The following is a 25,368-nucleotide window of genomic DNA, read 5'->3' on the forward strand; positions in this document are numbered from 1 at the left end:
CAGATTTTGAATTAGAATTCAAAAGTACACAAAGAACTTAATATATGCAAAGAGGAAAATGATGAACCGGTTACCACGACTCATCACTCAGTGATGAAAAAAGCGGGGCAAATGTTTCAAACATTTACCCCGCTTCCATCTTAACACTTTCAGCTGATCACTGACAACTGATCAATAGGCAAACTGCAGCCCCTGCACCTTGTTCCAGGCACCACGGGTGAAGTCGGGTATCTCTACCGGCATGCTGCCGTTGTCGAGCGAGATCTCTGTGAGCGGCACCAGGCTGCACCACTCTGCCAGGTCATAGACATCCATATCGAGCGGTAGTCCGTTCTGCAGGCAGTATACCAGGCGATAGTCCATGATGAAGTCCATGCCGCCGTGGCCACCCACCTCCTTGGCTTTCTCCTCCAGCTCCTGGTGGATGGGGTGCTTGTACTGCTCCATGAGCGCCTTCCTCACATCATCGGGAACTAAGCTGTGTGCGTTGAGATCCTCATGATTGGGCGCAGCCTCGGCGGTGAGGTCGGACGACTCAAGCGCGTAACCCTGTACCGGGTACTTGTTGGCGAAACCCTTTGTGCCCGTGAGCTGGTACATCCGAGAGTATGGACGGGGAGTCATCACGTTGTGCTGGATCTGCATCGTCTTCCCTTTCTCGGTGCGGATCATGGTCATGGTGTGGTCGCCATTGCGGAAGTCGGGGGCCTCGCGGCCGGTGAGCTCCTTCACGATCTGGGGACCCATCACCGGCTTGGTGTCAACCGAGACCAGATAGTTCATCTTGTCGCCCCGGTGAATGTTGAGCAGCTGGCAGGCCCGGCCGATGCCGTGCGTGGGATAGACATCCCCGCGGTGATGCTCGTTGAAGTCGAGGCGCCAATTGTCCCAGTAGCTATCCCAGAAGTCGGACAGCTGGTGAATGTACGATCCCTCGGCATGGAGCACCTCGCCAAAGAGACCCTGCTGCGCCATGTGGAGCGTGGTAAGCTCAAAATAGTCATAAACACAGTTCTCCAGCTGCATGCAATGCTTGCGCGTGCGCTCGGAGGTATCAACGAGGCGCCAGATATCCTCCATGGTCATGGCTGCCGGCACCTCAATGGCCACGTGCTTACCCTGCTCCATGGCATAGACCCCCATGTCGGCATGGCTCTTCCAGTCGGTCACCACGTATACCAGGTCCAGGTCGTCGCGCTCCACCAGCTCCTTCCAGGCATCAGCGCTACCGGAGTAGGCGGCCGCCTCGGGTAGGCCTGCCTCACGCAGGATCTCCTGCGCCACCTCCACCCGCTCGGGGCGGATGTCGCAGAGCGCCTTGATCTCCACACCGGGGATGTGGGTGAATCGTTGTACGGCACCGGGACCGCGCATACCGAGGCCGATGAAGCCTACCCGTACCACGGGGATGGGATCGGCTGCATACTGTACCATGTCGGTCTGGCCGGCCGGACGTGCCGGCGCGGGGGTCTGAATCATGCCACTCTCCTGCTGCGGTGAAGCGCAGCCAAAAAGGAGTAGCAGCAGACTGAATAACATCAGTTGAAATGTTTTGGTGTTCATGTTCTCTTCTTTTGTTCTAGTGAATGTATATGTGAATATTCTTGTGTCTGTTCTTTATGCAGACAAAATTAGTAAAAAATATACACGGAACATATTGAATATTTTTATTTTCCTACTGCATTTATCGCATACAAAGGTAAATTGATCAACCAGGATTCCACTTTATAATCAGCCAGGGAGGCACGAATAGCTTTTCCGGGACTGTTTTTCTGACAGAAAAGCCTAAAGCTGTTAGACTTCACATTTACACCCGATTTCACTTCGATTGGGATCACATCATCGTTGGCAGTTTGAATGAGGAAATCAAGCTCATACTTACTGTTACCGAATGTATGATAATAGAGTGACAATTCGCTATCTTGAATCAGTTGCTGGAATACAAATTGTTCTGTCAATGCACCTTTGAACTCCGAGAAAATTGCCTTTCCATCTGCAACCGTTTTGGCATTGAGCTTCGACATCGCCCCCAGGAGTCCCACATCGTTGTGAAATAGTTTGAAGGCGGATAACTCCTGATATGCAACCAAAGGCAAAGCAGATTTGCTTGTGTTGTAAATTTTATGCAGTAGACCAGCATCAGTAAGCCATTGGATGGCTAACTCAAAATCTTTGGCTCTGGCACCCTCTTTTATCACACCGTAGATGAATTTTTTGTTTTCTTTCGATAGTTGCGATGGAATACTATCCCACACCATGTTGATTCTCGGCAAAAGTTCCTTTGGTGCATGTTTTGAAAAGTCGTTCCGATAGGAGTCTATGATTTGATTCTGGATGATGCGCACCTGTTGCCAATCCCGGTTTTCTACAAAATCGCCAACAGCCTCAGGCATTCCACCTATATAGAGATAATAGCGCAGGTAATTGATTAGTTTATTTTTAAAAAAGGAGAGATTTTCAAGATCATTTTTTTCCAGGAGATCAGTGATGCCCGGTTCATCCATAGCCAGCAAGAACTCGTAAAATGACATGGGATACAATTTCATCAACTCCACTTTTCCAACCGGAAATGACTCTTCGGGGTGTATACCCACCCCAAGTAGAGAGCCAGCAGCGATAATGTGATATTGGGGTGCATCTTCATAGAGATACTTCAATGAGGTGATGCCTTTACGTGCCACCTGAATCTCATCGAAGATGATCAAGGTATCCGCTGCATTGATCCTGAGATTACAATATGCGTTCAGCACCGTTACAATCCTGTCAGCATCAAAATCAACTTCAAAAAGATGAACCGGTGCACCCGGTCTTTCAAAATTGATGTAAGCCACCTGCCTGTAATGCTTTTTGCCAAATTCCTGCAGTAGCCAGGTCTTTCCCACCTGCCTGGCACCAAGAAAAACAAGTGGCTTCCGTCTTTTAGAGGTCTTCCACTTAACCAACTCTTCAACCTTTGTTCGATACATATTTACCGGATTAAACAATGTAATTGAACACTTTTCTCCTTAAATAATCCGATAAAAATACACTTTTCTCTCAATATATCAAAGAAAAACTACATTTTTCTCCCATTTTCTGCAGGCACAACCACACTTTTCTCTCACGACACTACAAACCGCTTAAAAAACTCCCTCGCCCGCTCCAGTCGTTCGGGCGACAGCTCCGGGGTGCCCTCCAGGCGATATTTCAACCCCAGCTGTTCATACTTGTGCGCCCCCATGCGGTGGTACGGCAGCAGCTCCACCTTCTCGATACAGCTGTAGGGCCTCAGGAAGTCCGCCAGCTGCTGCAGTCGCCCGTCGTCGTCCGTCCACCCGGGCACCACCACGTGGCGTATCCAGGTGGCAATCTGCTTCTCCTCCAGGTAGTCCAGGCAGCGCAGCGTGTTGGTGATCTTAGCCCCCGTCAGCTCCTTGTGCTGCTGCGGGTCTGCCGTCTTCACATCCAGCAGCACCAGGTCCGCCGCCTCCAGCGCCTCGCGCACCGCAGGCGACCAGAGTGCGCCCGAGGTATCCAGCGCCGTGTGGATCCCCTTCTCGCGACAGAGCACGAAGAAGTCGCGCACAAACTCCGCCTGCATCAGCGGCTCGCCCCCCGTCACGGTCACGCCCCCCTTTGCGATGAAGCTCTTGTAGCGCATCACCTCCTCCAGCAGCTCCTGCGGCGTCATCTGGTAGCTGCCGCTCCCCTTCTCCCAGGTGTCGGGATTGTGGCAATAGAGGCAGCGCAGCGGGCATCCCTGCAGGAACACTACGAAGCGTATCCCAGGCCCGTCGACCGTGCCGAAGCTCTCGAGAGAATGTATATTACCTGTCATACTCTTTATTGTTTGTGGGCGCAATATCCCTTCGGTTATTGCTGATGCATATTTCTGCATCTAGAAATACTATATCAGCTGTGAAGAGGGGATATTTTCTTGCTCCTCAGTTATTCGCTGGGAACCTGTCCGACGAAGGTTATGTGAAAAAGAGAAGTTGCTTGAGCGAAGCGAGTTCTTCTCTTTTCATAACCGAGTCGCTGACAGGTCAGGGAATAAGTGCAGACAAGAAAACATCCCCTTTCTAAAAGCGATAAGCTATAAGCTATAAGCTAAAAGCTATAAGCTTACAGCTAAAGACTCAAAGCTTCTGATTGATCGTCCTCGAGATCACATCCAGCTGCTGTTCACGCGTCAGCTTCACGAAGTTCACCGCGTAGCCGGAGACACGAATCGTCAGCTGCGGATAGTTCTCCGGGTGCGCCATGGCATCCAGCAGCAGCTCCTTGTCGAAGACGTTCACGTTCAGGTGCTGCCCACCGTCGGCGGTGAAGTAGCCATCCAGCAGCCCCACCATGTTCGAGACACGCGTATCACGCTCCTTGCCCAGCGAACCCGGGGAAACAGCGAAGGTGTAGGAGATGCCGTCGTGCGCATGCTGGAACGGCAGCTTCGCCACCGATGCCAGGGCCGCCACGGCCCCCTTCTTGTCGCGCCCGTTCATCGGGTTGGCCCCCGGAGCGAAAGGCTCGCCTGCCGGGCGACCGTCTGGAGTGGCACCCGTCTTCTTGCCGTAGACCACGTTCGAGGTGATCGTCAGGATCGACTGAGTCGGCTTCGCGTTGCGATACGTCTCGTGCTGACGGAGGTACCCCATGAACTTGCGGGTGATCTCCACCGCGATCTGATCCGTGCGGTCGTCGTTGTTGCCGAAGGGCACGTACTCCCCTTCCCGCTCGAAGTCCACGGCGATGCCCCGCTCGTCGCGGATCACCTTCACCCGTGCGTCACGAATCGCCGCCAGCGAGTCCGCAACGATCGAGAGACCCGCGATACCGGTCGCCCTGATGCGCTCCACATCCCCGTCGTGCAGCGCCATCTCGAACGCCTCGTAGGCATACTTGTCGTGCATGTAGTGGATGATCTTGAGCGCATTCACATAGACTTTCGCCAGCCAGCGCATCGAATGGTCGAACTTCTCCATCACCTCCTCATAATCCAGATACTCCGATGTGATCGCCTCATACCTGGGTGCCACCTGCACGCCCGACTTCTCGTCGCGGCCGCCGTTGATGGCATAGAGCAGACACTTCGCCAGGTTGGCGCGCGCCCCGAAGAGCTGCATCTGCTTACCGATCTTCATCGGCGACACGCAGCAGGCAATGCCGTAGTCGTCGCCATAGTCCGGCCGCATCAGGTCGTCGTTCTCATATTGAATCGCCGAAGTGTCCACCGACACCTTCGAGCAGAAGCGCTTCCAGTTCTCAGGGCTCTGCTGCGACCAGAGCACCGTCAGGTTGGGCTCCGGTGCAGGCCCCAGGTTGTAAAGCGTATGCAGGTAGCGGAACGAGGTGCGTGTCACCAGCGTGCGGCCATCCAGCGTCTGTCCCCCCAGCGCCTCGGTCACCCACACCGGGTCGCCCGAGAAGAGCTCGTTGTAGTCCGGTGTGCGGAGGAAGCGCACGATGCGAAGCTTGATGATCAGCTGGTCCACCATCTCCTGCGCCTCGCTCTCGGTGATCAGGCCCGCCTGCAGGTCCTTCTCGATGTAGATGTCGAGGAAGGTCGAAGTACGTCCGATCGACATCGCCGCACCATCCTGGTCCTTCACGGCCGCCAGGTAGGCGAAGTAGAGGAACTGCACCGCCTCGCGGCTGTCGCGTGCCGGCTGGCTCACGTCGAATCCGTAGCCCGCGCACATCTTCTCAAACACCTTGAGCGCCTTGATCTGCTCGCTCACCTCCTCGCGGTTGCGGATGCTGTTCTCGGTGAACTCCTGGATGTCGAGCCGCAGCATGAAATCCTTGCGCTCCTCGATCAGGGCCGTGGTACCGTATAGTGGCACGCGGCGGTAGTCGCCGATGATGCGCCCGCGTCCGTAGGCGTCCGGCAGACCGGTGATGATACCCGACTTGCGTGCCGCCAGCATCTCATCGTTGTATGCCGAGAAGACACCCTCGTTGTGCGTCTTGCGGTAGCGCGTGTAGATCTCCTTCGTCATCGGGTCCAGCTCAAAGCCGTAGGCGTTGAGAGCGTTCTCCACCATGCGGATGCCCCCCTTGGGGAAGATCCCCCTCTTGAGTGGTGCATCGGTCTGCAGCCCCACAATCACCTCGTTCTCCTGGTCAATGTAACCCGGCCCGTAAGTATCTATCTGCTGCGGCAGCTTCGTCTCCGCGTCGTAGACCCCCTTCGCCTGCTCCTCCTTGAACATCTCCGTCAGTCTGTCCCACACCTTCTGCGTCCGCTCGGTGGAGGGTGCCAGGAAAGTGTCGTCCCCCTCGTAGGGCGTATAGTTGTTCATGATGAAGTCCCTCACGTTGATCTCTTTCTTCCAGAGCTCCCCGCGGAACCCTTCCCATGCGTTTTGATTCTTTACCATAATTCTTTATGTTAGTACGTTAGTATGTTATTTCGTTATTACGTTAGTATGTTGATACGTTAGTATGTTAGTATGTTAGTATGTTTGTATGTTAATACGTTTGTAAATTCAATATGCTTGGTTTGATTGTTGATTTGTTAGAGACCTCAGCTTGTTGTCGGGGCACCCGTTCGCTGCAACAAGCGCAACCTGACAAGCTGTTTGAGCGAAGCGAGTTCTTGTCAGGTAGCTTGTAAAGCCTAAAACGGGTCGACAAGAAGCAGCAGTTGAGAAAAAATCAACTTTCAGCAAGATACAACCAGCCGTACACCATCCCTACCAGACCCATGCCGCCGACGATGTTGCCCAGCGTGGCAGGGATCAGGTTCTGCAGGATGAAGGCACCCCAGGAGATCTCCGCACCTGTGTAGATCGCTGCCGGGATGAAAAACATGTTGGCGATGGAGTGCTCGTATCCCAGTGTCACGAAGAGCATGATCGGGATCCAGATGGCGATGCTCTTGCCCGCGATATCCTTTCCCGCGAAGCCCATCAGCATGCCGAGGCATACCAACCAGTTGGCACCGATACCCTTCACGAATACCGGCCAGAACGCCTGGTCCACCTTCGCCCCTGCAAGGTTGTGCAGGTAAGAGTGCCAGGGCTCCTTGTCCAGCATTCCCACGTGTGCGGAGAGCAGCCATGCCACCAGTTGTGCACCAATGAAGTTGAAAAGGTAGGATATCAGCAGCAGCGCAGCCACGCGGCGCAGTGTCAGCTCCTTGCGCAGTAGCGGGAAGCCGAAGCCGGCGCAGTCGCTCGTGAAGAGATCCGCACCGGTGACCGACACCATGATCAGTCCTATGGGGAACAGCGCCCCTGCCATGAACTTCACCAGCCCCGGGTTGGCTACCGCCACGCCCGGCATGCCACCCGCCACCATCACCGTCAGCAGACCGCCGAACGCGATAAAGGCCCCACCCAGCACCGCCATCAGGGCGAACTGCGGGAAAGGCCGCTTCTCTTTCTCAATGGCTGCCCGTCTGAATGCGTCGGCAGCCTCCGTAGGAGTCAAATAGTTCATGCTTGTAACAACCTAAAACAGAGCCGGGGGAACATCCTAAAACCAATCAATCCGAATCACTGATCCGGAACCTCCACCGTGATCTTGTTAAACAGGCTGCAAAGATACGAAACTCTCCCCAATTAAAGAAATATTTCCATAATAAATATCAGGAAATTTGATTCGTTGATTCGTTGATTCGTTGATTCGTTGATTCGTTGATTCGTTGATCCGTTTGTAAGTAATTTTTACCCTCATCATGCAAACGAGAGTAATTTTTTTGTATTTTTGCCCTTGTATTAACAACGAGAGTAATACTTACACTTGAAAGTTATGAGCAAATTTGATCGTAAGCAACCCTATAATAACTTGCCATTGCTACCGCCAAAGGCAGATATTGAAACGAAAGAAATACTTCGCAAAACCATTTCCGCCGGTAGGGCACTGGCACAACTCAACGGTACTTTGTTGAATTTGCCCAATCCCACCCTGTTTCTGGACACGATCTACCTGCAGGAAGCAAAGGCGAGTTCCGAAGTGGAAAATATCATCACAACCAATGACGAACTTTACAAATCTTTTGTAGCAGACAAGAAAGTGGAGAATTCTGCTACGAAAGAGGTGCTGGGTTACAAAGAAGCACTTTGGTCAGGGTTAGAACAGCTCAAGACCAAGCCTTTTATCACCACCAACCTATGCATACGAATTGTGCAGTGTATCAAACAAAACAACGCCTCAATCCGGGTTACTCCGGGTACAACGTTGAGCAATACACAAGGCGAAGTGATTTATACCCCGCCAAGTGGAGAAACCGTTATCCGGGAGAAATTGGCAAATCTGGAAAAGTTTATCAATGGAGATGAAGGTATAGACCCCCTCATCAAAATGGCGTTGATGCACTATCAATTTGAAGCCATTCACCCATTTGCCGACGGTAATGGACGAACAGGCCGTATTTTATTACTGCTCTACCTCAAACTTTCGGAGTTATTAGACACCCCGGCCATTTATTTGAGTGAGTACATCATCAAAAATAAAACGGAATATTACCAAAGATTACGTGGTGTAACTGAAAATAATGAGTGGGAAGAATACATCCTTTTCATGTTGGATATGATAGAACAGACCTCTGCAAAAGGTCTGGAACGGCTAAACAAAATAACAAAATCAATCGATATAACCGCTGAAGAAATAAAAACAAGATTGCCAAAAATCTATTCCAAAGATTTGGTTGAGATATTATTCCGGTTGCCATACACCAAAAGGCAGCACCTGATTGATGAAAATATTGGAAACGCCAAAACAGTCGGAAATTATTTAGCAACGTTAGAAGAAAATGGATTTTTGAAATCGGTTAAAGTAGGAAAAGAAAAATTGTACTTGAATGAAAGGCTGTTGAAGATTCTAGAAGAAAAATAATTACATTTGTGCAAGTAAAAAACACATGCAATCCATCTATTTAGCCACAATCTTTGCCGGAGCGCTGGTATGCCTGCTTTCCTCGTTGTTGTTGATAGCCCGCCGCAAGTCGGGAGAGCGCTCACGCCTCATACTGGCCATCATCGTTTTCTTCTCCGTGTTGAATTACATACCACGATTCATTGCCGTGAGCAAAGGACTGGATCCGGAGCTTGTTGTCTCCACGAAGATGTTGCTGATTGGGAACTTCATGGTCATCTCCTACATCATGTATCCCATCGAAGTGGTCCGTCCCGGGTGGCTCAACTTCACACGCATCGTACAACTATATGCCATTTGGCTGCTGCTGCTCATGCTCTATCTGACCACCCAACTTGCAGGAGTCAACTATGCCTCCTATTCATCGCTTCCGGAGATGATGCTCAATGTGAATCAATTTGATATGTGGTTTACTCTCATTCTTTGCCTGCTACTCTTCGCACCTGTCGTGCTGGTCATCTTCATCAAGCGCATCGAACACAACAGCAACACCGACACTGCCTGGTTGAAGAAATATGCTTTCACTTTCATTATCAACATCTTCGCCTACCTCATGTTGCTCACGTTCAACCATCCACTGGTCCATATCCTTTACTACTATGTCAGTGTCGGATGCAGCCTTTACATCGTCTACATGGAGCTGTTCGACCGGTTGCTGGCAACAACAGTTAAAAAGAAGACTCCTGATGAACCTCTCTTGCAGGATGCATTTTTGAAGCCCACCACTCCCTATGCAACAGCCATCCCGGCATCCAGGAATGTAGTGCTGGCAGAACGGCTCGATGCCTATATGAGGGACAACAGCACCTGGCGCGATCCCGATATCTCCCTTACCCTATTGGCATCCGCGCTCAATACGAACCGCACCACCCTGTCACAAACAATACAGGAGTGCGGGTATGAGAACTACACCCATTACATCAACAAGTTGCCCATCCAGGATTTCATACAGCAGACAAGATCCGGATTATCGTCCAACTACCTTGACACCTTCTTTCTTGTCGGTTTCCGTTCACACAACACGGCCCTCCGCAACTTCAAGCAGATCACCGGCACAACCCTGTCAGAATATTTCTCGACAGCTCATAGCTGACTACCGGAAGGCAGAGCTCGTTCTAATTTCAACCTGCATCCATACCGCTGCATCCGTTGAATCGGTGAAAGTCATTGTATACTTTGTCCACCCTTTCGTGGTTGTTCCCGTAAGAACGCTCCCCTTGTCATCTTTCGGTGTCAGTGTAAGCAGAGGCCAGGAAAAACTATACGCATAACTGGCCGTAGTATCCTTCCTGGCAACATAATCATATCCGGTAAACAAGCAATCAGATTTGTTAAATTCAACCCACAGCGAATACTCATCCGATACACCCTTCCAGGTCGATCCCGAGAGGTTGTTCGTCTGTGGCAGCTCATCGCTACCGTCACCCATGTAATTCGGCCGGGAAGCATCCAGCAGCTCCTCCTCATCACCCGTCTCATCATCCACATCGTCGCAACCGCTCATCAGCAATCCCCCCGTCAACAGGAGCAGCATCAACCAAAACCACTTCTCTTTTTTCATGGTAACTCAGATTTTTCTATTTCACTCATTTCCCCATGCTGATCACCTGACTGGCAACATTTCCCAGGTTGTGAGAAACGAGCACCAATCAACTTTATATGCAAGCATACATCTTCCCCTGCCATTCTTTTCCCATTGGAAATTGATTTTTTAATTAACTATTTATTCTTTCTGTATTAAATTCTCCAAATCATTATTCCATTTCTCTAGCAACAATTGCTTTATCCCTTGGTCTAAGTTATTAAAATCAGACAATTCGTCCCCTAAATAATTCAAAGCTTGTTTAAGAAACAGTGGTTTACTGATGGGCATCTTACATCCATTATTCTCATACAAAATATCTACTTGCTCCGCGAGTTTCAATTTATCTTCAGAAAAATTGAATAGCTTGTTATCAGCCAAATCCTTTAAGAAAAGATTACACTTTGGATCAAACACAGATTTTTCCAATACTTCCTTCATTTCATCTTTAGCGTTTTCCCTGTTACAAAAGTTAATTGAATTGTGTAGATATGGAGTGATCAAACAATTGAAGACCTTCGAAAAATAGGGCTTTGCTGCAGGAAAACCATGTCTTTGAATGAAAATACAAAGATCGAGATCTTTATTGAGTTCTATGATGACATCAGAATATAGCTTCGCCGAAGTAAAGCAATTTACGATGTGTTTTTTATTTCGGATATAAAGTATCAAAAGATATGTACCAGTTTCATCAAAAAAATCATCGTTTTCACATATATATGATGTTTCTCCCGATTTTAATGTTGGAACAAGACATGATTTATTGAAAATATCCATTCTGCGAATTGCGATATTTAATATCGGCTGAAAATCTTCAATCGCATCTGTTCGCACCCACCTTTCTCCTTGACCGTAGGGATTAATGTATTCAGGCTCTGGATTATCATTAATCTTATGCAGAAAGCTGCCATCTTTATGGTATGACATTTCTGCATGACTCACAATTCTCGATTCTTCCAATTCTTCCACGGTATAGTATCCTTTGTCATCCAACGTGCTTTTTGCTATCTCAACAAAATTATTATAAAAACCCGTGATCTTTAAATCCACCTCACCATCTTTACCCAACTGTATTACATTGAATAATTTATAGCATCTACCGTCTCTTTTAAAGTAAATTTTTACCTTTTCTCCTCTTTTCATACTTCGTAAAGAAATATTATTTACTTTCTTTGATTGCTGAGCCTCTCACGTGTCATGTCTAAATCATTGGATAGGCGGTGAAACATTGGATCATCAGGTGGATCGCCAATTAAATTGATATCAAAACTTTGCTAACCTTAACCTTTTCAACCGATTCACAGAGCATGATGTTCTGATCGAAAATAACCATATTGTTTCCTTCTGAATGAAGTGAACTTCTGAATTTTATACCCTGTGCCCCGGAAAAGTTCTTGATGAACTCACAAATAAACTGTGTTGGGATATAGTCAATCTCAGAATCGTACCTCCTCATTGGTTTCGATAAATCGCTACTTATCAAGTCCTTCAATAACTTCTCTTTTATAATATTTGCCACCTCATCAAAATTCTCACCTTGACTGAATATTGAAGGATTTTCAGTGAAGTCAGCAATATCAATTTCATTGCAGACCGATGGATTGACACCAAATGTGCCGATCGAAATTTCATCCAGGTAAGAAGCCCTTATTTCTTACAATACGGTTTCTTTATTATCACATGAATAAAGGAAGGGAATTCCGGCCGGATTGGCTCTACCCGCAGTAGCATTCAATGGCTTTGGTCCATACATTTCTTCTGGAGAGTATGGATCCAAACTTTCCCTATGATGCAAGCGGGCTCTGTAAAACTTCTTTTTGTTGTCTATAGTATTTGTTCTGCTTAGAAGCCTGTCCCATCCTAAATCATCAGTTAAATAGTTGATGTTATGTACATATCTCTTCTCCCATTTTATTATCTCTTTCAGCCTATCCCAGTAATAGACAACTTCTAAAATTTCAGGTGAAAAGTACACTAACTCATAGGCATTATGAAGAGTTGTATCCAGCTGTCGAACAATAAAATTCACCACTGAAGCTCCAACCTCCTCAGTGCTAAAAATGTTCCAATGATATTGAATCAATTTTATAAAGGGTTCTCCTTTTGTTGTGGGCTGGAAATTATTAGTGAGTCCTTTGAAAAAGTCATACAGTTCTGAGATATCTGTTATACCTACATCTGTAGAACCACAAAAATCACATTGCCCCACAGTGGTTGAACGTGAAGTCAGAAAACCTATGATCTCTTTGTCAGAAAAACAGGAACTACAAACCTTCATTACCCAACAATATTCAGATAATCACTTACAATAATCAAATGATTTTTGATTGAAATTTTCTTTACGGTGCCCAATCCGGGGTACTTCTCCATTCCAAAATAGCTCTTCAGCTCAGAAATGGCAGCATTATCACGTCCCTGATTAGTTACGAATCGAATTGCTTTTGATGCCGCTTCAGCAAACTTTAGTTGTACATTAACGATAGAATCGTTCGTGTTGGAGGTGAAATGTCTAACCCAAATTTCATCGTTGGAATCCTCGTTGATATAACTCAAGTGAATGACCACTGCTCTTGGTGTACTTCCTCCATCAACAAATTCACCGGGTAGTACCGTGAAGTCAGAAAAACCGGCAAATCCCTCCTCTTTATAGAAAAGATGCTCTTCAGTAAATTTGTGTGCTTCTATATCAAGATAATCAGCATTTTTCTCTTTTTTATCAAACACATCATCGAGTCGGATATAAAATTTACCAAGTCCTTTTATAAACCTGTCCAGATGTCGGTTTTTATGAGGATTCAGAACCATTATATGACTGATTCGTGAATTCTCACATAGATCACGCAGCTTCCCATCATCCACAAAATCTTCAAGGCAAATAAGCATCACATCACATAAGGAATAATTTGTAATGCAATTTAAAATATAATCAGCATTATTGGTAAAGATCAATGCAGCTCGAAAACAGTTCCCTTCGATGTTACGGATAAAATCCAAAAAATAATTGGTATCGCCCGCCATTTCACCTTCCAACGGATTTAGAATAAGAAAAGGGTTGAAATTATTTTCGTGAAAGATTTTGTTTGCCAGAACTAAACCATTCACACTTTCACGTACCGGTTCAAGAACAGGTACAACATTGTTTTTGAATGTTGGCTCAACAGATAATTCTCTCAAGGCAATCAATTCAAATTGTCGTGCTCTTAAATAAGGGAAATACATGGTTATGAAATTATTTGTCGGTTTAGATTGGTAATCAACAATTCTCGATCTTTTTTATTAAGATTCAATGAAAGGCACACCTGGTTTATCTCACTATTTCTCTTGTTAAAGAAAAGGTTGTGCACCATTCTTAACTTAATCCTGCTTACAAACAACTTATTTAAATCCTCAAGAGGAATCCTTCTAATGTATTGAGAACAAATATCAAATTGGGTGAAATCGGTCATTTTCGGGAGGAAGCCATAATAAGACAAAACAATTTCCTTGTATTCATGGGTATAAAGAACTTCCATGAGAGCCGATACCTCAATTTTGAGAAGAGAATTCGCATTCCTAATCATTTGGAAACTGTTTTCCTGTGAATCGAATGAGATGATTCCCACATCTTTGTCACAATCCAGATAGTTGTTGAGATATTCTGTAGGGACAATCAAGTAAATTTCATTGAAGACCCTCCTGTATGCCTCCAATTGGCCTGATAAGCGATCCATCTTATCCAGCGCTGTTTTAATCTCAAACACCCTGGATGAACCGTTGAACATGGCTAGGTCGGCGATTGCTTTCCCAATTCTGAATTCACTGAAAATTACGGAGTCACTCTTGCCCAGCTCACTCTTGAGCCATTTATTTAAAAACTCGTTCTTAAAGTAGTATTCGTTCTGATAGTGTTTTCCCAGGACTTTATAGAGGTATTTTAAATACTGAAGGTATGTAACATCCTTTTCATAAAGGTTCTTATCATACCTTTCAATCTTCAGATTGATGGAGCTATGATCATTATTCAACAAGCGAAATATCTCACTCCTCATAAAAAGAGTAGAGTAATCTCTCAGCTGATTGGCAGGATATGTTTTTTTAACACGCATATGAGTCAACTTCTTGAAGTGCTCCTTTACAGTGGTAAAATTACTCAATTTGTGGCAAAGACACAACAATGTCACACATCAACTTAAAAATTTAACACCCAAAGCTGATAGCTGATATTTGATTTTAAAATTAGCTGATTCGCAGATTTGTTTACCGCTAACAGCTTATCAGTTACCGCTTACCACTGATTCATTAATCGACTGATGGAAATTCATTTCCCAATCGATGAAAACCTTCAATATTTCTCTGGCGCTGTTTGGCACGAGGCTTCCTATGCTCTGTGGCATAATGGTCCAATTGGTGTTCATTGATACCCGTGATATGAATGAGTGCCGGACGGGTAAGAATACCATCATAATACTTCAGTAGTGCCGAAACTTCCATCTTACAGGTTACATCATACCCGTTTTTCACCCAACCAGGTATTGGATTGCCACTTTCCAGGTGAGCTTCTTTTGAAAATTCCAATGAATCATTTATGGCTGCCTTAGTACCCTCGAATATTTTGGATTTTACCACGATTACTTCGTATGGCAGTTCAACCACTGCGCAGTAATTGTGATCTGCATATCCAATTCTTGCGATTAACTTTTCCATAATTTTGCACCCGGTTGCTTTTTTCTATTTCCACCCTGCCTGTTTCCAGATACTGTTTAAACAAATTGATCAAATACATCGCTGTTCTTGTCAATTACTGTTACAAGACCCTATTTGGCAGGATACTTAAACTGACGATGGCTTCCACTTTGTCTATTGCACCCTGACAACTAATCTCTGACAACTTATTTCCCCATGCTGATCACTTGGCTGGCAACATTCCCCAGGTTGTGAGAAACAAGCGCCAGTAAGATGCTCCCGCTTTTAAGCGTCATCCAAGCCCAGGCGAGACCCAGCAGAGCCGTAATCAACAGGGAAGAGATATTGTATGACAGTTCAAAAGAATCATTCAGATAAAGACCGTGCGCCATACCAAACAGCAGGGCAGTCACATAGATTGCCGGATGAAACAGAGTGCGTCTTGCCGGTTTCAGAATCTTCGTCAACAAACCCAGCATGATCCCCCTGAAAGCGATTTCCTCATACAGACCGGGCATCGTAGCCTGAAACAGCAGCGATTCCAGGTCCCATTCCGTTGGAGAGAGATACAGAAAGTTGAACACCACCTTCACGATTAAGATGATGAGAATGGCAATCAGATTAGAGATAGAAATTTACTCCACAAAAGATCCGTTGCAAAGATAAAAAAAATCATTACATTGATGAGCGTTTACATGCAACATATTGGCACTTACACCATCTCAGTCAAATGATTCCCAACAACCATTTGTATGCCGGCACCAGCGTCACACCCGGCGGCAACACCTCGGGCGATTGGGAATCGCGTTGTCCACGGCATACACTTTGCGTGAGTTCGTGAGTTGTTTTTTGAGAGAATAGTCAAACTTGGTCACATAATAGAACAGGTAACTCGCCTCATAATAGTGCAGGTAGTTTTTCACTGAACTGCTGCTTTTCAGTCCCGATATCGCCTGCAGGGTCGCGTATGAAAAGATCTTACCGATGTTCGATGCCAGGTAGAGAGCCATCTGTTTCAGTTCAGCAACAGCGACCGCTTACTCACCGAGAGAATCATTTTACTTTTTATTCTTTATAAATGAACAGTATCAGACAACTAACAGCTAAAAACGGATTACTGATTTGAGGATGTGCAAATTAGCTTAATGTTAACAGCTGACCGCTGTCAAAAAACCCGATCCAGTTCTTTCATCATGTAGGGCCGTCGTTTATAGGTCTCCCGGAACTGGTTGATCAGTTGTCTGACCACTGCTGTTCCTCCCTCAAACGATTTCATCCAAATCAGTGTCTGGCCGACCCGCTTGTAGGCCTCTTTGTCGGTGATCGTAGCCTGTTGTTGCACATATTGCAGATAGATGGAAAAAAGCTCCTTTCGCCACTCATTCACCGTACCCATCGTCTTCTTTTCCTTTGCAATCTCTATTCCTTCCTGCAGCAACCGGATGGCATCATCATACCGCTCCAGTTGCTCCAATGAGTTATTCAATCCCATGTACTGGTGTTTTTTATCACCGTTCACCTTCTCGTACCAGCTGAATATCAGCTCCATCTGTTCAGTAGTGGGTTCATCGTTCAGGATATCTTCAAGCAGGTCAATTGCTTCATCGTATATCACCTGTACATCCCCCTCGTAGTCGAAATTCTCATCCCAGTAGTCGGGAATGGTATCGATCAGGTTCTGCGCGATGTGTATGGCCTCCTCCCTGTTGTCGTGGCGTAGATAATAGCGCGCTTTTTCGAGCAACGGTTCCAGTTTATTGCTCACGGCTTCGGCTTTGGCTTCGGAGAGAATTTCTCCAGGAAAACGTCTCGAAAATCCGCATGATCGTTTGCGTACTCGTTGACAAACTGTTTCAGTTTGCCGGTGTCGGTGTGTATCAAGATATCTCTCAGTAAGTCGTTGCTTTCCATTGTCATATGCTGGTCTTCGATATAGTGAATGATTCAATTCAAGGATGATTCCTTATTAGCTGATCGCAAAAAGCTGATTATCTGATCACCACCCCCATTTTTCCCTGTTCTTCCTCTCCTTCTCCATCTTTTTGCGAAATGCTTCCATCTCTTTTACCTCTCGCTGCAAGGCATGCTCCCTGAGCTCAACCACTGAGAGGTCACGATGGTTGAAGATATCGACTACGGAGACCCAATTCCCGTCGATCAGGATCGAGAGATCAGGATTCAACTGATAATTCCCCCTGCTGATCCGTTTGAAGATCTTCTTGTTGTAAGGGTTGTTGCTCTCAATCTCATGTTTGGCAAGCAATGCAAGCATGTAGGTGCGTTTCTTGCGATGAGGAGGCAGCACTGCGTCGGAGAAATGTTGCAAGTTCTCAATCAGGTCATCGATCTTCACCGCCATCTCCTCATAAAACGATTTCTTCTGCAGTATCATCGGTTGCACAACCAGGAAGAGGTTAATCAGCAGGTATTCCACCTTGTGAGGGTCAATTTTGATGAGGAACCCATCCGTCTGGATCTTCAAGGCATCGGTAAGCAGCAGGGGATAGATCTCACCCAGTCTGTTCCTAGCATAATCGGACGACAGGAAAGCCTGTTCCAGTGTAATCTGAAGGGGTGTCCTCCTGAAAGTATCCAGGGAGGAGGGACTGGCACCGTGACTGAGCAGTGTTTTGGCAATCTTCACCGCCCCGGCAAAAGCCGCCGCGTGCAATGGGGTGAAGTTATGCTGGTCCCGGTAATCGACCCCGTACCTGTTCAGTAGTGGGAGAATCATCTGCAGGTTATCCTCCTTGTAATGATGGTAATATTTTCTAAAGAGCGATGAACGTTCCGTTTCGAAACGTTCGGCACGTTTGTATTTCAGCTCGGCCAGCTGCCGGATCACCACCTCCTGGTTGTGGAGCAAGGCAAAATCGAAAAGCCTGTCCTTCGCTTTTTTATTGAAGCTTTCCGGGTTCAGCGCTTCCTCTTTTGTGATCCGGTACTGTTCTCTTGTCATCGGTTCCCAGTCGGGCTTCACAGTAGCCAGCATTCCTTTCCTGATGGCATCCACCTGTTCTGTTTTCCCCTGCATCTCCAGGCGGCGTGCTTCCATCTTCCAGTCGTCGGCCGATGAGATCTCCTCTTTCATGATACGTTTCGGTGCATCTTCGGCTATCTCCAGCAGGCGGAGGAGCTTGTGTCCCCCGGTCTTCTCAACGATGAATACATTTTTTACGGCACGCGTCAATGCCACGTACAACGCGTTAATGTAAAACTTGTAGATCTCATGCGATTTGTCGGTTTTGTCCTTACCCCGTGCATAGGTCAGCTCGTCAACCAGCAGGTTGTCGCGGGTCACCCCCTCACACACCGCGTTATATTCGGCAGCGTTATCGGAGATAAAGTTGTAGAGGATCACATTCTCATACTCAAGTCCCTTCAGCTCCTGCACGGAGAAGAGCAGCGGTGTCTTAAACAACTCCCGTGCCTTTGCCTTATCTTCGTTTCGCAGCACCAGCACGGCATATTTGACCGACTGGCGGGTCTTTTGTCCCAGGTCGGCCACCGCATTCCCCACCTGTTCAATGAAAACGGCATCCCCTTTCACCGCCGTATCGGTAGTGAGCAGGTAATTGCTCTCCTTATCGATGGAGCCGAATCGGGCATTCTTGATTTTGAGCAACCTGTTGGCCAGGGTGGTGATGGTTTGACTGTTGCGGTAATTGGCACGAAGTATCTTCACTTCGTTCTCTATCAGGTCGCTCCGGTAAAACATGCTCTTCAGGTGCGACCAGGAAAAGAAATTGGGGTACACCACCTGGTTCGAATCACCACAGAGGATGAAGTTGGTAGGATTATTCAGTGATTTCAGGATGATGTGCAGCTGGATGTTGGTGAAGTCCTGCACTTCATCCACCACGATGTAATCATATACCGGCTTACAGTAAGACAACCACTGGTGTGTGAGGATGTTGACGTCATAGAAGTCATTCTCTTTCAGGAAAAGCAGGTATTTTTCAAAGAGCCGGTACACGGTTTCACGTTCCCGGTCAGGAAAAATCGACTGTTTCACGCCGAGCGCGAGGTATTCATCGAACGAAAGGTATTCTTTGGTGATATCCTGACCGGTGATCACCCCACGATACTCCTCGAAGGTCTTGTGAGCGTCACGCAACCGTGTAGCCTGCCGATGTCGGGCAAACCATGACTCGAAAGTCCTGAAATCGACCTCTTTCCCATCGGGAATCTTCAGTGTCTCCAGGAACTCACGGTATGAAAGGAAATCGATTTCCAGCTTGTCGTTCTCGTAGTTGAACGAATAAAACAGGCGAGCCGAGTTTTCCGCGAGAAAGGGTGAAAGGGTGATGTAGAGTACCCTTCCCGTCAGCGACTTCATCTTTTCAAGCGTGAGAGCCGTTTTACCACTCCCGGCAGAACCAATCACAATGTGTGGCAGGGGCAGGGATAGTACCTCCTCCTGTCTGTCGTCGAACGACAACACCTTATCGAGCAAGTGAAAACGACTGTTCCGGGGGTTCAGGAATGTCAGAGGCACCAGGTCACCCTCAGGTACCTCCTGTTGACTCCTTACCGGGAGCAGCTTAGAATGATCCACCCCGCTCCCACGCAAGAAACGCGATTTATCGTAAGCGTGATTCATGATGATCTCCAGGATCAGCAGACAGGTCTGATCATTGTATCGGCCAAAACGAAACAACAAGCGGTTTTCATAATCCAGCCGTGCACGGTATAAGCCCGTGCCTCTCATTTTTTTCACCTCGGCCGACGCAAAATCACCACGGGAAAGTTGTTCTACCGTTTTATCAAACTGCTTCCGCAGTTTACCCGGCTTAATGTCATTGTATATGAATAGATCAAACATGCTCAGGCAGATTTTGTCATAACAAAAAAAGAAGCGTTATCTCTCAATTGATTGGCAAGTCAACATCTTGAAATAACCACATTCTTTTTTTGACTGGTAAAAATACGCAATTTGTGGAAAGGGCGCAACAAGATCACGTTAGAAATCAAATTTCCGCTTATCAAAAGGAATCGCTCTTACCCTCCCGATATTCTCAAGTATATTTGTGCAAGTACGTTGAAATTTCTTTTTATCGGGCAGATTTCCCCAAAACAGATCTTCCAGTTCCGCATCGTCAGCTTGCATGATCTCCCGGGTCATTTGTTCAGCTTTATCGATGTATTCATCCTCGTTCTTGCAGTCGATGGATAACAACCCATAATGCAGCGTCAGATCATGACTCAGCTTCTCCGCCTCGATGATGATCGCCTTGTAACATTCTCTTGATAAATAATCTGTATCCATTTGATTTGCTGATTTGTCCCGCGAAATCATACAACCCGCCAAACAGGTAGGCGTGAATCTGTTGCAATCCGTACGAACCATTGCGGAAATGGATCACAGCATCGCATTCCAATCCACTACTGTCCCGGTAATGGTAAACCTCACCGCCGAGCGCTTCCGCATAGACCCTGAGATCTCGCATGCATAAAGTTTCAAACAGGAGTCCCATGGTTGCCAGGTCGTTGATTAAATCATTCGGACCTGCTCCCAAAGCGGCTGTAGCTATTGACGGATCCACGAACAACTCTTGAAATATCATTGTTTACGACAGCATCATAATAGTTACCCGCAACTGAAACCGCAATCTCTTTTCGCATCTTCACCGCTTGAGGCCAACCTCTGTGTATTTCGGTCTGATAGTGCCACTCTTTTCGGTCAAACCGTGCCACTATAATTCATAGTTTTTACCTATTTGAAAGATCATTGGCAAAGTTAATAATTTTATTCAGTTGTACTTATTTTTCCTTTCCTAAGGGACTCACCTTTAAGTATTATTCTGTGTGATGAGTTTACTATCCTGTCCAGGACAGCATCTGCTATTGTTTGCTCCCCAATCAGATCATACCAGGCTGATACCGGTATTTGTGAGGATAATATAGTTGATGCCTGATTATGCCTCTCGTCAATAATATCCAGTAATATCTCCCTGGATTGATTGTCAAAGGCATGCAGCCCAAAGTCGTCTAAGATAAGTATATCTGCTTTTATTAGTTTTGACAGCTCCTTCAGGTAAGTGCCGTCTATTTTACTGAGTTTGAGTCTGCCGATAAGTTTGGCGGTGTTTGCATATAACACTTTGTATTCCATTAAACAGGACTGATATCCCAAAGCTTGAGCAAGATAGCTTTTGCCCGTACCGGATGCTCCAGTTATTATGATGTTTTCTTTTCGTTTAATAAAGTCCAGAGTGGCCAGACGGGTAAACATGTTTTTATCCAGATTGCGTTGCTGATTGTATTCAACATCCGCTACACTGGCCTGTTCTCTGAAGCCGGCCTGTTTGATAAGACGCTCTATTTTATTATTCAATCGTTCTTCCCATTGATGATCTGTAAGCAATGCAAGGTATTCATCAGCTGTGACATTCTCTATCCTGTTGTCCTTGATATGCTGATAATGCAATGAAGCCATCGCTCCGAGCCTCATTTGTTTTAATCTTTCGACTGTTTGATTGTTGTTCATTATTATAGGTTTATAATTAACTAATTTGCTTAACTGTAGGATGATGCTCCCCTTATATTGTGATGCAGCGGTATATGCGACTGTGCATTATCGGATTCATCATAAATGATTGATGCCTTATCCATGTTATTCTTCAGGATGTTTTTGATTCGGGTATATGATGGTATCCCTGCATTTAAAGCCATTTTACAGGCTCTATCCAATCTGCCCGAACCATAAGCCTTGTGGAGCTGCAAAAGACCGGTTACACGCTTGTAGCCTATCTCAGGGTAATCTACAGATGCAAGTATATGTTCTACACAACTGACAACATGCTCACCATGCGCTGCAGCTTTATTCTTAAAGTAATCCGGATTCCAACCCAGGTATGATTGATGCGTACTGCTCAGGTGATCCGAGTTGGTGTTATAGCTGCCTGTAGTGTGATTCCTCTGATGTATGGCTATGCGCTGATGATTGTAGTAAACCTCTATATGTTTCCGTGTATAATGTATTTGTGTTTGTTTGCCTATATGGCGGTATGGTACACTATAATAACTCTTATCGGGTGAAAAATATACATATCCCATTTTCTGAACCTTTGCCCTGCGGTACTCTTTTATCTCGTACTGCTCGGCGGGTAATGGCTTCAGATAGCCTCGCTCTATTGTCTGAAACAGTTCCAGTCTACTGGCCTCTTTACGCTTAAAGAGCAGTTTGTTGTATTCTGTAAGCAATCGCCTGATCTCCCTGTTGAGCTCTTCTATCGAGAAGAATGTCATTTCTCGAAGAGGGTAATAGATTCTTTGATAAGTAAGGTGTACAGCATTTTCTACTAATGCTTTATCCTGTGGAGCATACACTCTTGTGGGGTTAATAACACAACCGTAATAACTGGCAAAGTCTTTGAAGCAGCGGTTAATAACTGCTTCATGTTTGCTGGCTCTTGTAACGGCAGACTTTAGATTGTCAGATACGATTGCCTTTGGAACACCGCCATAAAAGTGTAATGCGTTTTTACAGCAACTTATAAAATCATTACGGTTCTGTGTGGCACAGGCTTCAACATAAGTATATTGACTACAGGGTAAAATTGATACGAAGACTTCAATCTGTTTGATCTCACCCGTATCTTTATCTACTATCTCAAGCCTTTTACCGGCAAAGTCAACGAACATCTCATGGCCTGCAATATGCTCAAGCTTCATTGAACCTTTTACTTTACTGTTTTTACGGTGGAAGTGCTCCAAGAACTGAGTGTAGCTGTAGGGGTTGCTTACATTATTTACATACTCATTATAATGGTACTGAAAAGTAAAACCGGGATGACTCCGGGCTGCTTTGATGCGCTCAATATAGCACATTAAATCATCATGCCGGGAAGTGTCGATAGTAGTTTTACCGGTGAAGAGTTCGTTTAAACGAGTCTCTTCAAAGTTTAAAAGCTCGCCAATGCTGTAACCACTTGATTTAAACTGTTGTACATAGCTGTTAACGGTATTACGAGATATACCAAGTGTAGCACCAATCTTGCGGTTACTAAAACCGTCTTTGATTAAGACTAAAATTTGTTTTATATCCATAGGATCAAGTTTATTTGCCATACCGCATCCCTTTTTTAGGGACAAGATAACTTGATCTTTTCAAAGTGGCACAAATCGAACCGTAAAAAGTGGCACGGTTTGAACCGAAAAAGGTGGCACACATAGACCGAAATCACTGGCACATATCAAACCGTTTTATCCAACCTCCCCGACAAATCAAGAATGCAATATCATCGATGTTAAGATGGTTCTCTCCCTCAATCTGGTCAGGAGAGGCGAATAGATTTTCCAAACTAACCTCTCCTGTCGATTCACCGGACTCAAAGAGCGACATAGGTCGCATTCTGAGCCACGAGAAGCGCCCTGTCCCGCTATGGTGTATTTTTGAACGATCAGCAGGAATGGCAGAGCCGGTGAGAATGAATGGAAACTTTAATCTGTCACTTATGGATATTTTATTCGGCTATTTGTGGAATTGATATAAAAGGCATGCTGCTCCCGATCTTCTATAACAGCTGATAACGACGAACGCCCGGATCACTCCGGACGTTCAAAGCTATAAGCGGTAAGCTATAAGCGATAAGTTATAAGCGGTAAGCTATAAGCGGTAAGCTATAAGCTATAAGTCATAAGCGATAAGCGGTAAGCTAACAGCTAAAAGCTTAAAGCTTACAGCTTACAGCTAAAAACTAAACGTAGCCCCGATGGCGCCGGCCATGCTCTTGCGCTCGTACTCCTCCTGCACGCCGATGCCGTTGTAGTTGGCCATTTTCGAATAATCGTCAAAGTTGGTCCACAGCACCCCCAGGTTAAACGCCAGGTTCTCTGAAGCGCTGTACTTCAGACCGCCCCCCAGCGAGTAGCTGCTGATGATGAACCCCGTGTTGCTGTTGTAGTCGTCCGTCACGTCGTAGTTGGTAAGCTGCCCACCCGCGCTCACCGTCCATTTGTCCGTCAGCGCATACTCCGCACCCAGCAGATACTCGGTGGTGTTGCTGTTGATCTCGTTCTCCAGTCCGTTGTAGTCGGCACTCTTGTCGAAGAAGTAGTGAAAGCCCGCCGAAACCTGCAAGACCGATGTCACATCATAGGCAGCGCCCGCCGTCAACAGGGCAGGTTGTCCCATCTGGCTCTTCTCGCCATCCTGGAACCGCGCCAGCGACGGCACACCGCTGAACTGCGCCGGAAACTCGGTCGTCGTGTTCTCCACCTCCACCTTCGACTCGAACTCATACTTGAGCGCCAGGTTCAGCCGCTCCAGCTTGTAATCGAGACCCAGGATGGGCGCCACGCCGAAGCCTTTCTGCTCGGTGTTCAGTCCCAGTACTGTAGGATCACCCCCCAGCGAGTAGCTCACCTCACCCACATACTTCGCCTTGGCCATGAGCAAGCGCGCGCCCGCATAGGCCGAAAGGTTGTCAGTCAGCTTGTAGGAACCCCCCAGCTGCCATCCAAAGAGGAATGTCTGTCCGGTGAAGGAAGAGCCCACCGCAGCCTCGCCCGCCATCGTGTAAGCCGCTGCAGCTGCTGATGCAGGAGGAGCCCCGTTACCCGACATGGTAGCAAACACGCTGCCGTACACCATCTGCCGCACCATCACGTCGAACATCGGCAAGCCGTTCGCATAATCCAGCTTACCGCCGCCGCCCGGCACGCCGAAGTGCGAGCTGATGCTCCATCTGTCGGCCACGTAGGCGAAATGAGCCGAAGGAATCACCGGCGAAGCAATCTTCCCCTCATACAATTTGTTCTCCATCAAAGCGGTCGGCACGAAGTTGTTTGGCTGCAATGTCGCCGTGATGTTCCTGCTTTGAAACGCGCTCTGGTTGTTCAGTCCAAAGTGAAACCCCTTCTTGAGGAACGCCACGCCCGCCGGGTTGTAGTACACCGCATCCAGCTCAATAGTCGCATTGCGCGCCGGGTTCCTGAGGAACGCCGCACTCTGGTTGGTGTTCGTCACAAGACCACCGGCCAGCACGGCCGAAAAAGAGGTTGCCAGCACAACGCAGCACAAGAGTAGTTTCTTCATAATTATTGTTTGGGATGTTAGAATGTTGTTAAGTTTTTGGTTCAATGTTTGAAGCTCGATGTTTGAGGTTCTTGGTTTGATGTTCAATGTGCGATATGCGATGTCTGTGTGTGGATATAATTCCAAGACCTCACCTTGTGGCATGGGGCAAGCAATTGTTGATTCTTTTTTCAAGTACTCTGCTTATGACAGGGGCACCCGCTTGTTAAAACAGGCGTAATAT

22 protein-coding genes and 1 pseudogene are annotated in these 25,368 nt (G+C 46.8%); 2 read left to right on the top strand and 21 right to left on the bottom strand.

The annotated features are described in order from the left end of the window. Positions 1-171: 171 nt before the first annotated feature. The 5 genes from JS578_02490 to JS578_02510 form a co-directional block, all read right to left on the bottom strand. Positions 172-1,539, bottom strand: coding sequence for a Gfo/Idh/MocA family oxidoreductase (locus JS578_02490; GenBank protein ID QRX64893.1), 1,368 nt, complete (start codon positions 1,537-1,539; stop codon positions 172-174). 128 nt (positions 1,540-1,667) lie between these two features. Continuing rightward, a complete protein-coding gene (locus JS578_02495) occupies positions 1,668-2,966 on the bottom strand; it encodes an ATP-binding protein (protein QRX64148.1) in 1,299 nt (432 codons plus the stop codon). Positions 2,967-3,100: 134 nt separating this feature from the next. Then, positions 3,101-3,817: a pyruvate formate lyase-activating protein gene (pflA, locus tag JS578_02500; GenBank protein QRX64149.1), complete on the bottom strand. Its 717-nt coding sequence runs from the start codon at positions 3,815-3,817 to the stop codon at positions 3,101-3,103. 301 nt (positions 3,818-4,118) lie between these two features. Further along, positions 4,119-6,359: a formate C-acetyltransferase gene (gene pflB / locus JS578_02505; GenBank protein ID QRX64150.1), complete on the bottom strand. Its 2,241-nt coding sequence runs from the start codon at positions 6,357-6,359 to the stop codon at positions 4,119-4,121. 277 nt (positions 6,360-6,636) lie between these two features. After that, positions 6,637-7,422: a formate/nitrite transporter family protein gene (locus tag JS578_02510; GenBank protein ID QRX64151.1), complete on the bottom strand. Its 786-nt coding sequence runs from the start codon at positions 7,420-7,422 to the stop codon at positions 6,637-6,639. 312 nt (positions 7,423-7,734) lie between these two features. Here JS578_02510 and JS578_02515 point away from each other — a divergent pair, with 312 nt between their 5' ends. Continuing rightward, positions 7,735-8,820: a Fic family protein gene (locus JS578_02515; GenBank protein ID QRX64152.1), complete on the top strand. Its 1,086-nt coding sequence runs from the start codon at positions 7,735-7,737 to the stop codon at positions 8,818-8,820. Positions 8,821-8,845: 25 nt separating this feature from the next. After that, positions 8,846-9,952 (top strand): AraC family transcriptional regulator, encoded by a 1,107-nt coding sequence (locus JS578_02520; protein QRX64153.1) that lies wholly within the window; start codon positions 8,846-8,848, stop codon positions 9,950-9,952. On the opposite strand, the gene JS578_02525 is transcribed toward JS578_02520, so the two are convergent. From JS578_02525 to JS578_02600, 16 genes and pseudogenes are all read right to left on the bottom strand, one after another. After that, positions 9,953-10,420 (bottom strand): hypothetical protein, encoded by a 468-nt coding sequence (locus tag JS578_02525; GenBank protein QRX64154.1) that lies wholly within the window; start codon positions 10,418-10,420, stop codon positions 9,953-9,955. It lies immediately after the preceding gene. A 162-nt stretch (positions 10,421-10,582) separates the two neighbouring features. Continuing rightward, positions 10,583-11,584, bottom strand: coding sequence for a hypothetical protein (locus JS578_02530; protein ID QRX64155.1), 1,002 nt, complete (start codon positions 11,582-11,584; stop codon positions 10,583-10,585). Positions 11,585-11,693: 109 nt separating this feature from the next. Continuing rightward, positions 11,694-11,960: an RES family NAD+ phosphorylase gene (locus tag JS578_02535; GenBank protein QRX64156.1), complete on the bottom strand. Its 267-nt coding sequence runs from the start codon at positions 11,958-11,960 to the stop codon at positions 11,694-11,696. 135 nt (positions 11,961-12,095) lie between these two features. Beyond that, positions 12,096-12,719, bottom strand: a complete 624-nt coding sequence (locus JS578_02540) for a hypothetical protein (GenBank protein ID QRX64157.1) — start codon at positions 12,717-12,719, stop codon at positions 12,096-12,098. Continuing rightward, positions 12,719-13,660: a sce7725 family protein gene (locus tag JS578_02545; protein QRX64158.1), complete on the bottom strand. Its 942-nt coding sequence runs from the start codon at positions 13,658-13,660 to the stop codon at positions 12,719-12,721. Before JS578_02545 ends, JS578_02540 begins: the two co-directional genes overlap by 1 nt. Positions 13,661-13,662: 2 nt before the next feature. Then, on the bottom strand, positions 13,663-14,526 hold the full coding sequence (locus JS578_02550) for a sce7726 family protein (protein ID QRX64159.1): 864 nt from the start codon (positions 14,524-14,526) through the stop codon (positions 13,663-13,665). Positions 14,527-14,719: 193 nt separating this feature from the next. After that, entirely contained in the window at positions 14,720-15,124 is a 405-nt protein-coding gene (locus tag JS578_02555; GenBank protein QRX64160.1) for a hypothetical protein, read from the bottom strand. Between the two features lie 185 nt (positions 15,125-15,309). Then, the gene (locus JS578_02560) at positions 15,310-15,687 is read right to left on the bottom strand and encodes a CPBP family intramembrane metalloprotease (protein QRX64161.1); all 378 of its coding nucleotides are present in this window, start codon (positions 15,685-15,687) and stop codon (positions 15,310-15,312) included. Between the two features lie 183 nt (positions 15,688-15,870). Then, positions 15,871-16,113, bottom strand: a complete 243-nt coding sequence (locus JS578_02565; GenBank protein QRX64162.1) for an ATP-binding protein — start codon at positions 16,111-16,113, stop codon at positions 15,871-15,873. A gap of 155 nt (positions 16,114-16,268) precedes the next feature. Then, positions 16,269-16,868 (bottom strand): hypothetical protein, encoded by a 600-nt coding sequence (locus JS578_02570; GenBank protein QRX64163.1) that lies wholly within the window; start codon positions 16,866-16,868, stop codon positions 16,269-16,271. Positions 16,869-17,099: 231 nt separating this feature from the next. Next, positions 17,100-19,928: a UvrD-helicase domain-containing protein gene (locus JS578_02575; protein QRX64164.1), complete on the bottom strand. Its 2,829-nt coding sequence runs from the start codon at positions 19,926-19,928 to the stop codon at positions 17,100-17,102. A 138-nt stretch (positions 19,929-20,066) separates the two neighbouring features. After that, on the bottom strand, positions 20,067-20,372 hold the full coding sequence (locus tag JS578_02580) for a hypothetical protein (protein QRX65020.1): 306 nt from the start codon (positions 20,370-20,372) through the stop codon (positions 20,067-20,069). After that, positions 20,302-20,652 (bottom strand): annotated as a pseudogene (locus tag JS578_02585) (DUF4143 domain-containing protein). The gene JS578_02580 and the pseudogene JS578_02585 overlap by 71 nt, the downstream one beginning before the upstream one ends. Positions 20,653-20,852: 200 nt before the next feature. Beyond that, positions 20,853-21,593 (bottom strand): IS21-like element helper ATPase IstB, encoded by a 741-nt coding sequence (istB, locus tag JS578_02590; GenBank protein QRX64165.1) that lies wholly within the window; start codon positions 21,591-21,593, stop codon positions 20,853-20,855. Positions 21,594-21,622: 29 nt separating this feature from the next. After that, positions 21,623-23,176, bottom strand: a complete 1,554-nt coding sequence (gene istA / locus JS578_02595; protein QRX64166.1) for an IS21 family transposase — start codon at positions 23,174-23,176, stop codon at positions 21,623-21,625. Between the two features lie 622 nt (positions 23,177-23,798). After that, a complete protein-coding gene (locus JS578_02600; protein ID QRX64167.1) occupies positions 23,799-25,145 on the bottom strand; it encodes an outer membrane beta-barrel protein in 1,347 nt (448 codons plus the stop codon). Positions 25,146-25,368: the final 223 nt, after the last annotated feature.

Source organism: Dysgonomonadaceae bacterium zrk40, assembly GCA_016916535.1.
In the GTDB taxonomy this organism is placed as follows: domain Bacteria; phylum Bacteroidota; class Bacteroidia; order Bacteroidales; family Dysgonomonadaceae; genus Proteiniphilum.